The sequence below is a fragment of the Streptomyces sp. PL-29 genome (assembly GCF_058344425.1).
Genome location: NZ_CP136996.1, coordinates 3859825 through 3873043, shown reverse-complemented (window position 1 = coordinate 3873043; position 13219 = coordinate 3859825). Strand labels below are relative to the sequence as shown.

Below are 13219 nucleotides of genomic sequence, written 5' to 3'. Positions count from 1 at the left end.
CGTCCGGCGGACCCCTTACGGAGCGCCCGCGACAGCTGCGGCCAGCTTGTCGAGGCCCTTCTCGGCACCCTGGGGGCCGGGGCTGTTCGCCGTGAGGAAGGCGAAGGCGAGGAGCCTGCCGGCGGGGTCGACCACGGTGCCGGACAGGGAGTTCACTCCGGTGAGGGTGCCGGTCTTGGCGCGGACCAGGCCGGCCGCCGGGGAGGTGCCCGCGTTGCGGGCGCGCAGGGTCCCGGTGAATCCGGCGACGGGCAGCCCGGTGAGGACGGGCCGCAGCTCGGGGCGCTGCGGGTCGGCGGCCTTGGTGAGCAGGCCGGTCAGCAGGCTTGCGCTGACCTTGTCGGCGCGGCTCAGTCCGCTGCCGTCGGCGAAGCGGGAGCCGCTCGTGTCGATGCCGAGGCCGGCGAGCCGTTCGGTGACGGCCTTCTCGGCCCCCTCGAAGCTGGCGGGCCGGCCGGAGGCGAGGGCGGTCTGCCGGGCGAGGGCCTCGGCGATGTCGTTGTCGCTGTTGGTCAGCATCCGCTCGACGAGGCCGGCCACCGGGGCGGACCGGGTGACGGCCAGCGGCTGGGCACCGGCGGCCGGCCTGGCCCGGGCGGGTTCCCCGGTGACCGTGATGCCGCGCTCCGCCAGCAGGGCGCCGAAGGCGCGGGCGGCGGCACCGGCCGGGTCGTCGGTGCGGTCCACGGGCCCGGAGACGGAGTCGTCGGGGCGGCCCTCGTCGGCCGCCAGTGCGGTCACCGGGGCGATGTTGGGGTTGACGCCGATCGGGTGCCGGACGGGGCCGCTGTAGAGGCTGTCGTCGTACCCGAGGGTCACGGTGTCGGTGCCGGCGGCCTTGAGCGCCTGCGCGGCGTCGGCGGCGAGGACGACGAGGCTGCCGCCGGCACCGGCGGGGTTCTTCCGCTTCGCGGTGAGGGAGGGGTCGCCGCCGCCGACGAGGACGATCTGGCCGGGGGCGGCGCCGGGCACGACGGTGGTCCTGATCCGGTGCTCGGGCCCGAGCGCGGCCAGGACGGCGGCCGCGGTGGCGATCTTGACGGTGGAGGCGGGCGTCATCGCGGTCCGCGCCCCGGACTCGTAGAGCACCTGTCCGGTGGCGGTGTCCACGACGGAGGCGGTACGGACGGTGCCGAGGGCCGGATCGGCCAGCAGCGGGCCCAGCCTGGCGGCCAGTGTGCCGGCCGGTGCGGCCGCGGCGGCCTGCCCCTGCGGAACGCCGGGCCCGACGGCGGCCAGGACCCCGGGGGCACTGGGCGCGGCCTGCGGAAGGCGCTCGGCGCCGGCCGCGCCACCGTGATCTGCACCACCCGTGCGGCTCCAGGAGGCAGCCGCGTCCCGCTCGGCCTTACGCTGGCCGGAGTCCCACGGACCGGCGGCGGTCACGGCTGCCACCGACAGGGCGAGGCCGGCGACGGCCGCACCCGCGGTGAGCTGCCACGTCTTGACCAATGGCATCTCGGACCAGCCCCTTTCGCGATCACACATATGCGTGAGGGACACTTAACCACTGCGTCTTGCCGCGAGCATGGCACCCCACCCGAGAGGGACGGGCCGGACGCGCACGCAGTTGAATCAATGCCGTCTCGAAGCAATGAAGCTGATCATGGAGGAGCAGGACGTGGAGTTCGACGTCACCATCGAGATCCCCAAGGGTTCGCGGAACAAGTACGAGGTGGACCACGAGACCGGCCGGATCCGTCTGGACCGTCGCCTCTTCACCTCGACCAGCTACCCGGCCGACTACGGCTTCGTCGAGAACACCCTCGGTGAGGACGGCGACCCGCTGGACGCGCTGGTCATCCTCGACGAGCCGACCTTCCCGGGCTGCCTGATCAAGTGCCGCGCCATCGGCATGTTCCGCATGACGGACGAGGCGGGCGGCGACGACAAGCTGCTCTGCGTGCCGGCCTCCGACCCGCGCGTCGAGCACCTGCGCGACATCCACCACGTGTCCGAGTTCGACCGCCTGGAGATCCAGCACTTCTTCGAGGTCTACAAGGACCTGGAGCCGGGCAAGTCGGTCGAGGGCGCGAACTGGGTCGGCCGCGCCGAGGCCGAGGCCGAGATCGAGGCCTCGTACAAGCGCCTGGAGGCGCAGGGCGGCCACCACTGAGCCCAGGCTCGGTGGTAGCAGGGCCGGGGCACTCCCCCGCGCCCTCCGAAGCATGACGGCGGGCGGCATTCCCTCGGGGATGCCGCCCGCCGTCGTGCTTCCGGGGGAGCCAGGTTTCGACGGGGAGGAAACGGTTCCGCATACTGATGATCCGGGTGATCACGAACAGGAGGACGCGTGGCGGAGGCCGACGGGGCGGAGGACAAGAAGCCCCAGTCCGACGAGGCGCACAGCGCCTTCACGCCGCCTCCGGGCATGGAGCCGGACACGGCCGACGACGACCAGCCCACCTCCGAGTTCGTCCGCCCGCCGAACACCGGTCCGGCCCCGCCCGAGCCGGAGGGCTCGGCCTTCGCCGCGCCGGCCACCTACAGCGCCGCGCAATCCCCTCCCGCCTACACCCCCGGCCAGGGCTTCCCCGCCGTCCGGCTGAAGGAGTCGCCCTGGCAGGACCGCATGCGCACGATGCTGCGCATGCCGGTGGACGTGCGCCCCGTACCGGACCTCGTGCAGCGGCCGAGCGAGGCGGGGCCCGCCGTGGGCCGCGTGCTCGACCTGACGCTGCGCATCGGCGAGCTGCTGCTGTCGGGCGGCGAGGGCTCCGAGGACGTGGAGGCGGCGATGTTCGCCGTGGCCCGCTCCTACGGGCTGGACCGCTGCGAGCCGACAGTCACCTTCACCATGCTGTCGATCACGCACCAGCCGTCGCTGGTCGACGATCCGGTCTCGGCGAGCCGGACGGTGCGCCGCCGGGGCACCGACTACACCCGTCTGGCGGCGGTGTTCCGGCTGGTGGCCGACATCAGCTCGCCGGACACCGACATCACGCTGGAAGAGGCCTACCGGCGCCTCGCCGAGATCCGGCGCAACCGGCACCCGTATCCCACGTGGGTGCTGACGGCGGCCGCGGGGCTGCTCGCCGGGGCCGCCTCGGTGCTGGTCGGCGGCCGGGTGCTGGTCTTCTGCGCGGCCGCGCTGGGCGCGGTCCTCGGTGACCGGCTCGCGTGGCTGTGCGCCGGGCGCGGGCTGCCGGAGTTCTACCAGTTCGTGGCCGCCGCGATGCCGCCGGCCGCCTTCGGGGTGGCGCTCAAGCTCGCGGAGATCGAGGACATCAAGGCCTCCGCCGTGATCACCGGCGGACTGTTCGCGCTGCTGCCCGGGCGGGCCCTGGTCGCGGCCGTGCAGGACGGCCTGACGGGCTTCTACATCACCGCGGCCGCCCGGCTCCTGGAGGTCATGTACCTCTTCATCGGCATCATCATGGGCGTACTGGTCGTGCTCTATCTCGGCCTCCAGCTGGGCGCCTCGCCCAAGCCGGAGGAGGTCCTCCAGATCACCGAGCGGCCGCTGATCCAGATCGCGGCGTCGATGGTGCTGGTCTTCACCTTCGCGATCCTGCTCCAGCAGGAACGCTCGACCGTCTGGATCGTGACCCTGAACGGCGGGGTGGCGTGGGTGACGTTCGGAGCGCTGCACTACGCGGGCGGGATCCCGCCCGTGCCGGCCACCGCCGTCGCGGCCGGACTGGTGGGCCTCTTCGGCCAGCTCTTCTCCCGCTACCGCTTCGCCTCCGCCCTGCCGTACGTCACGGCCGCCATCGGGCCGCTGCTGCCGGGTTCGGCGACGTACTACGGGCTGCTGCTGATCGCCGAGGACCGGCTCAACGAGGGGCTCGGCTCCCTGGTGAACGCCGCGGCCATCGCGCTGGCCATCGCGATCGGGGTCAACCTGGGGTCGGAGACCTCCCGGCTGTTCATGCGCATCCCGGGGGCGGCGAGCGCCCGGAGCCGCGCGGCGGCGAAGCGGACCCGGGGCTACTGACGGCCGCCGGCGGCCCTGCGCTCGGGTGTCGGGGACGCGGAACGGGCCGCACCCCCTGCCCCGGTGGGGCGGGCGTACGGCCCGTTCGGCGCGTGCGGTCTCAGCGCTTGGCGTGGCGCCCGCGCTGACCCGGGGCCTGCGGGCCGGTGCCGTCGTCGGCGGCGACGGCCTCCGGGGCCCGGCCGGCGGCCGCCTTGGCCTCCTTGCGGGCCTTCAGCACCTCGAAGGCGACCGGGATGACGGACAGCAGGACGATGCCGACGAGGATCGGCTCGACGTTGTCCTTGATGAAGGAGATCTGCCCGAGCCAGTAGCCCGCGACGGTGACGCCCGCGCCCCACCCGATGCCGCCGATGATGTTGTAGGTGAGGAAGGTGCGGTACTTCATCGTGCCGGCGCCCGCGACCATCGGGGCGAAGGTGCGGATGATCGGCACGAAGCGGGCGAGCACGATGGCCTTGGGGCCGTGCTTGTCCATGAACTCGTGCGCCTTGTCCAGGTTCTCCCGCTTGAAGAGCTTGGAGTTCGGACGGTTGAAGAGCTTCGGCCCGAAGAACTTGCCGATCATGTAGCCGACCTGGTCGCCGATGATGGCCGCGGCGACGATGAGGGTGCAGACCAGCCACAGCGGCTGCTTGATGTACTGCCCGTCCGCGACCAGCAGACCGGCGGTGAACAGCAGGGAGTCGCCGGGGAGGAAGGCGAAGAGACCCGACTCGGCGAAGACGATGACCAGGATGCCGATCAGACCGAAGTGCGAGATCAGGTAGTCCGGGGACAGCCACTCAGGGCCGAGCGCAAGCGTATACACGGGTTCCGGGCTCTCCTGGATCGAGGGGGACGTGCCGATGGGGGCGGTTTCAATTATCAACGCACACGACCCCCGCCCGGTTCCAGGTACCGGCGGGGGTCGCCTGCGGGATATTCCGCTTACACCTGGCGCACGGCGTTCGCGAGGATCGCGTCGCGCAGGTGCGCCGCGAAGCCCGGCTTCATCGCATCGTAGAACGCCGTGAAGCGCTCGTCCGCCACGTACATCTCGCCGAGGCAGGTGTGCATCTCGTAGGGGCAGTCGTAGAACCACGTGTGGATGTGCAGGCGGTGCTCCTCTGCGAGGTCCATCGCACGCTCGCCGTCGGCGGCTTCGCCCGCCTCCATGGCCGCCGCGTAGCGGCGGCCCCATGCGGCGGACTCGTCCTGGATCCGCTGCCAGTCGTCCTTGGTGTACGAGGCCGCCCGGCGCTGCGACTCGGCGTACGCCTCGGTGTCGCCCCAGCGCTCCTCGGCCTCCTGTGCGTAACGCTCCGGGTCCTTGTCCCCGAAGACCTCGAACTTCTCCTCGGGCGTGAGGTTGATGCCCATCTTCTTCGCCTCCATGGCGTGCTCAACGGCCTTGGCCATCTGCTGGAGCCGGGCGATCCGGTCGGTCAGCAGGGCATGCTGCCGGCGCAGATGCTCCTGTGGATCCGACTGCGGGTCGTCCAGCAGGACCGCGACCTCGTCGAGGGGGAAGCCGAGCTCCCGGTAGAACAGGATCCGCTGAAGCCGGTCCAGGTCGGCGTCGTCGTACCGCCGGTGTCCCGCGCTGCTGCGGCCGCTCGGGGAGAGCAGGCCGATCTCGTCGTAATGGTGCAGGGTGCGCACCGTGACGCCGGCGAAACCGGCGACCTGGCCCACGGAGTAGCCCATCGCTTCCCTCCTCTGCTCGGGTACGCCCTTCACTGTGGTTCCTCACGCCGCGTGAGGTGCAAGCCCTTTCCGCCAGCTACCTGCTCAGGCCCCGGTAGCGGCCCACCGCCAGCGGGAAGAAGACCGCGAGCAGCAGGAGCGGCCAGGCGACCGCCGGCAGGGCCGCGTGGTCGGCGGCCCACGAGGGCGCGGCCGCGGCCGGATTGCCGAACAGGTCGCGGACGGCCGTGGCCGTCGCCGAGAGCGGGTTCCATTCCACCACCGCTCCCAGCCAGCCCGGCATCGACTGCGGCGCGGCGAACGCGTTGGACAGGAAACCCACCGGCCACACCAGGATCTGCACCGCCTGCACCCGTTCCGGCCGGCCCGCGACCATGCCGAGCCGGATACCGATCCACAGCATCGCCAGGCGCAGCAGCAGGACGGTGGTGCCGCCGCCGACCAGCGAGCGGACCGCGCCCCACACTTCGGCGCGGCCGCGCGGGTCGAGGCCGGTGGTCGGCTCGTCCAGGAACAGCACCTGCGGGTCCGTGATCAGGGAGGCGGCGAGGTCGAGCCGGCGCCGCATACCGCCGCTGTACTGCCTGACCGCCTTCCGGCCGGTGGCCGCGAGGCCGAAGCGCTCCAGCAGTTCGTCGGCGCGCCGCCCGGCCCGGCGCGCGCCCAGGTGGTGGAGGCGGCCGAACAGGTCCAGGTTCTGCCGGCCGTCCGGCCCCTCGCCCCGCCCGGCACCCCGCCCTTCACCTAGCCCATGGCCTTGGTGCCGTCGATGGATTCGCGGACGATGTCCGCATGGCCCGCGTGCCGGGCGAACTCCTCCACCAGGTGCAGCAGCATCCAGCGGACCGAGACCTTGGCGTCCTTCGGGAACCACGGCGCCGGCGGCAGCGGAAAGGTGGCGTCCAGGCTCGGGACGGCGGCGACGAAGGCCTCCGTCTCCTGTCGGATCCCGTCCCAGAACTCCAGGACCGAGGCCACGGACTCGCCCTCGGCGAGCCGGAAGGCGTTCGCGTAGTCCTCCTCGGTGCGCTGCCGTTCGTTCGGCTTCCGCTGGGCCATGCGCAGCCAGCTCAGCTCGCACTCGGCCACGTGCTTGAGCAGCCCGGACAGGCTGAGCTCGCTGGCGCTGGGGCGGCTCGCCGCCTGCTCCTCGTCCAGCCCGGCCAGCGTCCCGCGGATCGCCGCGCGCTGGGACTCGACGAAGGCGAGGAGCGTGCCGCGCTCGTCGCCGAGGACCTCGGTGGACATCTGAGTCATGACTGACCGCCTCCGCGTGCTGTCGCCGGGGGCCTCTCCCCCGACACCCCCACGCTACGCAGGGATGCGGTCGGTTCCTGTCCTAGTTGGCGGCTCCGTCGGGGGCGTCCTCGTGGTCCGGGCGGATCGCGGGCAGCTCCGTGGCCGGCTTCGGCAGCAGCGCCTTGGTGAGGTCCTGCCTGCCGGTCGGGTCGAGCCCGTACATCGCCTCGTAGATCTTGCGGACGGCCGGACCGGAGGCACCGGAGCCGGTGCCGCCCTGGGAGATGGTCATGACGATCGCGTAGTCCTCGGTGTACGAGGCGAACCAGGAGGTGGTCTGCTTGCCCTGGACCTCGGCCGTACCGGTCTTGGCGTGCATCGGGATCTGCTTCTGCGGCCAGCCGCCGAAGCGCCAGGCGGCGCTGCCGTTGGTCGCCACCCCGGCGAGGGCCCGGTCGATGTCATCGCGCGTCCTGGCGTCCATCGGGAGCCTGCCGGCCTCCTTGGGGGCGATCTCCTCCACCGACGTCCCGTCGGCGCTGACGATCGCCTTGCCGACGCTCGGCCGGTGCAGGGTGCCGCCGTTGGCGATGGCCGCGTAGACCGACGCCATCTGCAGCGGGGTGACGAGGGTGTCGCCCTGACCGATCGAGTAGTTGATCGCGTCACCCTCGCGCAGCTGGTTGCCCTGGCGGCAGTTCTCGTAGGCGATCCGCTCGGCGAAGCTGCCGTTCTTCTTGCCGTCCCGGCACCAGGCGTCCTTGTTGGCGTCGAAGAAGTCCTGCTTCCACGCGCGGTCGGGGATCCGGCCGGGCACCTCGTTGGGCAGGTCGACGCCGGTGCGCTTGCCCAGACCGAACGCGTGGGCCGTCTTGAAGAACCAGTCGTTCGGATCCTTCTTCGGCTTGATGCCCCCGTCCTTCTTCCACTCCTGGTCGGCGAGCAGGTAGTAGACCGTGTCGCAGGAGACCTCCAGGGCCCGGCCGATGGTGATGTCGCCGTGGCCCTGCGACTCGAAGTTCGTGAAGGTCTGGCTGCCCACCGAGTACGAGCTGGGGCAGGGGTAGCGGTTGTTGAAGGGGTAGCCGGCGTTGACCGCGGCGGTGGAGGTGACCACCTTGAAGATGGAGCCCGGCGCCGCCTGCCCCTGGATCGCCCGGTTCAGCAGCGGGTAGTTGGACTTCTTGTCGGTGAGGGAGGCGTAGTCCTTCGCCGAGATGCCACCCACCCAGGCGTTCGGGTCGTAGGTCGGGTTCGAGGCCATCGCCACGATCCGGCCCGTCTTGGCCTCCATCACCACGACCGCGCCCGAGTCGGCCTCGTAGTTGCGCCCGGTGTTCCTGTCGTGCACCTTGCGCGCTTCGATCATGGCGTTGTTCAGCTCGCGCTCGGCGACGGCCTGCACCCGGGAGTCGATCGAGGTCACGACGTTCGAACCGGGCTGCGCCGGGTCGGTCCGGCCCTGCCCGATCACGCGCCCGAGGTTGTCCACCTCGTAGCGGGTGATGCCGGACTTCCCGCGCAGTTCCTTGTCGTACGTGCGCTCCAGACCGGAGCGGCCCACCTGGTCGGAGCGCAGGTACGGCGAGTCGGTCTTCTTCGCCTTGGTGATCTCTTCGTCGGTGACCGGGGAGAGGTACCCGAGCACCTGAGCGGTGTTGGCCTGGTCCGGGGCCGCGTAGCGACGCAGCGCGGTCGCCTCGGCGGTGATGCCCGGGAAGTCCTCGGGGTGCTCACGGATCTGCAGGGCCTGCTCCGTGGTCGCCTCGTCGCTGACCGGGATCGGCTGGTAGGGGGAGCCGTTCCAGCAGGGCTGCCTGGTCTTGGAGTCGCAGAGCCGCACCTTGTCGATGACTTCCTGGGGGTCCATGCCGAGGACCCCGGCGAGCCGGGTCAGCACGGACTTGCCCTTGTCCTTCATGGTCAGCAGCTCGGTGCGGCTGGCGGAGACCACGAGGTGGGTCGCGTTGTCGGCGAGCGGTACCCCGCGCGCATCCAGGATGGAGCCGCGCACGGCCGGCTGGACCACCTGCTGGACGTGGTTGTTCTTGGCCTCGTCGGTGTACTCGGAGCCGTTGCGGATCTGGAGGTACCAGAGCCGTCCGCCCAGTGTGAGCAGGAGGGAGAAGACCACGACCTGGATGACGACGAGCCGGTTCTGGACCCGAGGGGTCCGGCCGGTCTCCGGTATGTTGCTCAACTCGATCTCCCCCGGGCGGCTGCCTACGCCCGGTCGAGTCTAGGGGTGCGCGGACCCTCGATCAGAACGGGAAGGCGGTCCGCCCGTGCTGAACGGAGATCCACTTCTGGGTGGTGAACGCCTCGACCGTGGCCTCGCCGTTGAGCCTGCCCAGGCCCGAGGCCTTCTCCCCGCCGAACGCGGCCAGCGGTTCGTCCCCGATCGTGGAGTCGTTGACGTGGATCATCCCCGTCTCGATGCGCTGGGCGAAGCGGACGCCCCGCTCCACGTCCCGGGTGTGCACGGCGCCGCTGAGCCCGTACGGGGTCGCGTTGGCCAGCCGCACCGCCTCGTCCTCGCCGTCGAAGACCACCAGCAGCGCCACCGGGCCGAAGATCTCCTGGCCCAGGAGCGGGGAGTCCTCGGGGATCCCGGCGAGCACCGTGGGCTCGACCAGGTTGCCGCGCGTAGACCCCCGTACGAGTGCCTGCGCGCCGGATTCCACGGCCTGGTCCACGAGTGCGGTCAGGGCGTCGGCCTGGAAGGAGTTGATCAGCGGGCCGATGTGGGTGTCGGCCTCGCGCGGGTCGCCCGTCCTCAGGCCACGCACGCGGGCGGTGAACTTCTCCGTGAACTCCTCGGCGACGGACGCGTCGACCAGGATCCGGTTGGCGGCCATGCAGACCTGGCCCTGGTAGACGAATCGGCTGAAGACGGCGGCGTCCACCGCGTAGTCGAGGTCGGCGTCATCGAGGACGACGAGCGCACTGTTGCCGCTGAGCTCCAGGACCGTGCGCTTGAAGTGGCGGGCGGCGATCGCGCCGACGTGCCGGCCGACCCGGTCCGACCCGGCGAAGGAGATCACCTTGGGGACGGGGTGCGTCAGGAGCGCGTCGCCTATCTCGGCGATGTCGGTGACCAGCACGTTCAGCAGGCCGGCCGGGAGCCCCGCGTCCTCGAAGATCTTGGCGATCACGCCGCCGCCCACGACGGGGGCGTTCTGGTTCGGCTTGACCACGACCGCGTTGCCGAGGGCCAGGGCCGGCGCCACCGACTTCAGGGTGACCAGGAAGGGGAAGTTGAAGGGGCTGATCACGGTCACGACGCCGACGGGCAGCCGCTGGACCCGGTTCTCCTTGCCCTCCACGGGCGAGGGCAGGATCCGGCCCTCGGGGCGGACAGCCAGCTGGAGCGACTCGCGGATGAACTCCATCGCGAGGTGGACCTCGTACTCGGCCTTGGGACGGGTCCCGCCGAGTTCGTCGATCATCGCCTCGACGATCTCCTTCTCGCGCTCCTCGGTGATCCGCAGGGCGCGCTCCAGAACCGCGCGTCTGACGTACGGGCTGGTCGTGGCCCACTCCCGCTGGGCGCGCTCGGCGCCGCGGTACGCCCGGTCCACCTGCTCGACGGTGGCCACGGTGATGGCCGCGAGCTTCTCACCGTTGTACGGGTTGACGTCGATGATGTCCCACGAACCGTTGCCGGCCAGCCATTCGCCGTCGATGTACTGGTGAGCGAGGTCGCTGAATATGGACATGCCATCCCTTACTGCGAGCGCGCACCCGTGCGCTGCACCGGAGACCGATCGGTCATCATGCACTGATCAGACGTCATACTACGTGCGGATCAAGACAGTTGGAGTAGGCCGCGAAGAAGATCCCTGGTCCGGTCGGGATCGGGGCAGTCGGCCTGGAGGCGCTCCATGGCCCGTTCGTACTGCCCCACTTCCTCGCCCTTGTCCAGGTAGAGGGCACTGGTGAGCTGTTCCAGATAGACGATGTCCTGGAGGTCGGACTCGGGGAAGCGGAGCAGGGTGAAGGCTCCGCTCTCGCCCGCGTGCCCGCCGAAGGAGAAGGGCATCACCTGGAGCTGCACGTTGGGCCGCTCCGAGACCTCGATGAGGTGCTCCAGCTGACCGCGCATGACGTTGCGGTCGCCGTACGGGCGGCGCAGCGCGGCCTCGTCGAGCACGGCGTGGAAGACGGGTGCGTTCTCGGAGACGAGCACCTTCTGCCGCTCCAGGCGCAGCGCGACGCGGCGGTCGATCTCGGCGGCGGTGGCGCCGGGCATGCCGCGACTGACGACGGCGTGGGCGTAGGCCTCCGTCTGGAGCAGGCCGTGGACGAACTGCACCTCGTAGATCCGGATGAGCGACGCGGCACCCTCCAGACCGATGTAGGTCTGGAACCAGCCCGGCAGCACGTCGCCGTAACTGTGCCACCAGCCGGTCGCGTTCGCCTCGCGCACCAGACCCAGCAGGGACTCGCGCTCGGTGCTGTCCGTTACTCCGTAGAGCGTGAGGAGGTCCTCGACGTCCCGCGCCTTGAAGCTCACCCTTCCCAACTCCAAGCGGCTGATCTTCGATTCGGATGCGCGGATCGAGTAGCCGGCCGCCTCACGGGTGATGCCGCGGGATTCTCGGAGTCGCCTGAGCTGGGAGCCCAGGAGGATGCGGCGCACCACAGAACCGCTTGCTTCTGCGGTCACTCGTACTGCCCTCCCCATCGCATTGGTGTGCGCGTGGCGTGCGCGTGCCCGGGGCCCCCGCTCCCCAGAGGCCGCAAGTCTGCCACCAAAACGCATCGGGCCGTACTCGTTCTGTAACGGAATCCCGTCTTCGGGAAAAGAAGTCCGTAAGTATGCGTAGGAAGAAATGAGCAAGAACCGTCACGTGAGTGGACAGGTCCGGCGCGTGCACGTGCATCTGCCCTTGCATCCGGCCCGGGCATTCGGAACGATGGTCCCCGCGCACCTGCGTGCTCTTCGCGCCGGCGCGGGACCCACCCCGCAGTTCTCTTTGGACACAAGCCACCGCTTCGTCCGCGAATCCCGGGAGTGCCTCGCATGGGGACGAATGGATCGACCATGCTCGAGCCGTTACGGCAGGGGCTTCCCCCGGTCGACCCCACGGCTGTCTCCGGGTCCGCCTCATGCGCTCTGCCCGCGCGGTTCGACGCGGTGCGCGGCGCCCGCACTTTCACCCGCTCGACGCTGTCCCAGTGGGGCCTCGACGACCGCTTCGACGACGTGGCCCTGGTCGTCTCCGAGCTCGTCACCAACGCCCTGCGCCATGCCCTGCCCGAGGAGTCGCGGGGGCCGGACGCCGAGCCGGGGCCGCCGGTGCGGCTGCACCTGATGCGGTGGAGCACCCGGCTGGTGTGCGCGGTGCGCGACCCCAGCGAGGACCGGCCCGGCGGGGCGTTCTCGCCGGAGCGGACCGAGGAGAACATCGACCTGGAGTCCGGGCGCGGACTGTTCCTGGTGGACTCGTACAGCGACAGCTGGGGCTGGCACCCGCTGGCGGGGCGGCTGACCGGCAAGGTGGTCTGGGCACTGTTCCTGCTCCACGACTGAGCCGGCCGGGCCGGCCGCCGGACGGCCTGCTTCAAGACGACTGGCCGGGACCGATCACTGCGATCGGTCCCGGCCAGTGCACGTGCATGGCTTGATGAGTGCGCCGTTCCGTCAGCCGATCAGATGATCGAACTCGCCGTCCTTGACGCCCAGGAGCAGGGCTTCTATCTCGGCCGGCGTGTAGACAAGCGCCGGACCGTCCGGGAAGCGCGAATTGCGCATGGCGACGTCGCCTCCCGGCAGCTTCGCAAACTCCACGCAGGAACCCTGCGAGTTGCTGTGTCTGCTCTTCTGCCACGTCAGCTCAAACAAGGAAGCGAGTTCTGCAGCTGCCATCCCGTTGTACGCGTGGTCCACAGGAAGCCCCCGATAGTGCAGATGTCAACTCCACCGGATCATAGCTGTGTTCATCAGCTGCTGCATGCGCAGATGCACGTGCACGCGGGGTGTTCCGATGATCACAGACAGGTCCGCCCGATCGCCGGGCCGGAGCGGCCGGAGTACCCCCACCCCCCGGAACCGGCCCATGACGCCGGAAAGGGGCGGCTTTCAGGATCTCTTCAGATTTGTCCGGAGCGCCGTCCTGCCTGTTCCATGGGCCGGGCGCGCGAGGGATCCCGAAGAGAAGCCGGACCGTCCGAGAGGGGAACACTTTGCTCCGCAACGCCGTCCAGCCCTGGCACCTGCTCATCGTCCTGGTGGTCCTGCTGCTGGTGTTCGGTTCCAAGAAGCTGCCCGACATGGCCCGCTCACTGGGGCGGTCGATGCGCATCCTGAAGTCGGAGGCCCGGGCCCTGCGCACGGACGAGACCCCGTAG

Annotated in this window: 12 protein-coding genes and 1 pseudogene; 4 read left to right on the top strand and 9 right to left on the bottom strand. The window is 70.6% G+C overall.

Translation table 11 applies throughout. From position 1 onward, the window contains the following. Positions 1–15 precede the first annotated feature (15 nt). Positions 16–1458: a D-alanyl-D-alanine carboxypeptidase/D-alanyl-D-alanine endopeptidase gene (dacB, locus tag R4Z63_RS17735; RefSeq protein ID WP_384447417.1), complete on the bottom strand. Its 1443-nt coding sequence runs from the start codon at positions 1456–1458 to the stop codon at positions 16–18. 163 nt (positions 1459–1621) lie between these two features. Between dacB and R4Z63_RS17730 the strand changes: the two genes are divergently transcribed. Together R4Z63_RS17730 and R4Z63_RS17725 are read left to right on the top strand one after the other, a co-directional pair. Beyond that, a complete protein-coding gene (locus R4Z63_RS17730) occupies positions 1622–2116 on the top strand; it encodes an inorganic diphosphatase (RefSeq protein WP_030031597.1) in 495 nt (164 codons plus the stop codon). Between the two features lie 177 nt (positions 2117–2293). Continuing rightward, positions 2294–3937: a threonine/serine exporter family protein gene (locus tag R4Z63_RS17725; protein WP_384447414.1), complete on the top strand. Its 1644-nt coding sequence runs from the start codon at positions 2294–2296 to the stop codon at positions 3935–3937. Between the two features lie 100 nt (positions 3938–4037). On the opposite strand, the gene R4Z63_RS17720 is transcribed toward R4Z63_RS17725, so the two are convergent. From R4Z63_RS17720 to R4Z63_RS17690, 7 genes and pseudogenes are all read right to left on the bottom strand, one after another. Beyond that, positions 4038–4748, bottom strand: coding sequence for a VTT domain-containing protein (locus R4Z63_RS17720; RefSeq protein ID WP_037921116.1), 711 nt, complete (start codon positions 4746–4748; stop codon positions 4038–4040). Between the two features lie 119 nt (positions 4749–4867). Then, the gene (locus R4Z63_RS17715; RefSeq protein ID WP_384447411.1) at positions 4868–5626 is read right to left on the bottom strand and encodes a MerR family transcriptional regulator; all 759 of its coding nucleotides are present in this window, start codon (positions 5624–5626) and stop codon (positions 4868–4870) included. Positions 5627–5702: 76 nt separating this feature from the next. Beyond that, entirely contained in the window at positions 5703–6467 is a 765-nt protein-coding gene (locus tag R4Z63_RS17710) for an ATP-binding cassette domain-containing protein (RefSeq protein ID WP_384447475.1), read from the bottom strand. Further along, the gene (locus R4Z63_RS17705; protein WP_037921113.1) at positions 6371–6883 is read right to left on the bottom strand and encodes a DinB family protein; all 513 of its coding nucleotides are present in this window, start codon (positions 6881–6883) and stop codon (positions 6371–6373) included. Before R4Z63_RS17705 ends, R4Z63_RS17710 begins: the two co-directional genes overlap by 97 nt. A 100-nt stretch (positions 6884–6983) precedes the next feature. Beyond that, positions 6984–9065: pseudogene (gene mrdA / locus R4Z63_RS17700) on the bottom strand (penicillin-binding protein 2); the annotation flags it as partial. 61 nt (positions 9066–9126) lie between these two features. Continuing rightward, on the bottom strand, positions 9127–10584 hold the full coding sequence (locus R4Z63_RS17695) for an aldehyde dehydrogenase family protein (protein ID WP_384447409.1): 1458 nt from the start codon (positions 10582–10584) through the stop codon (positions 9127–9129). 89 nt (positions 10585–10673) lie between these two features. Further along, positions 10674–11552 (bottom strand): Sco1979 family transcriptional regulator, encoded by an 879-nt coding sequence (locus R4Z63_RS17690; protein WP_052030441.1) that lies wholly within the window; start codon positions 11550–11552, stop codon positions 10674–10676. Positions 11553–11912: 360 nt separating this feature from the next. Here R4Z63_RS17690 and R4Z63_RS17685 point away from each other — a divergent pair, with 360 nt between their 5' ends. Further along, positions 11913–12401 (top strand): ATP-binding protein, encoded by a 489-nt coding sequence (locus tag R4Z63_RS17685; protein WP_384447406.1) that lies wholly within the window; start codon positions 11913–11915, stop codon positions 12399–12401. Between the two features lie 111 nt (positions 12402–12512). On the opposite strand, the gene R4Z63_RS17680 is transcribed toward R4Z63_RS17685, so the two are convergent. Continuing rightward, a complete protein-coding gene (locus tag R4Z63_RS17680; RefSeq protein WP_030656519.1) occupies positions 12513–12758 on the bottom strand; it encodes a DUF397 domain-containing protein in 246 nt (81 codons plus the stop codon). Positions 12759–13054: 296 nt separating this feature from the next. Here R4Z63_RS17680 and tatA point away from each other — a divergent pair, with 296 nt between their 5' ends. Beyond that, positions 13055–13219: a Sec-independent protein translocase subunit TatA gene (gene tatA / locus R4Z63_RS17675; RefSeq protein ID WP_037921107.1), complete on the top strand. Its 165-nt coding sequence runs from the start codon at positions 13055–13057 to the stop codon at positions 13217–13219.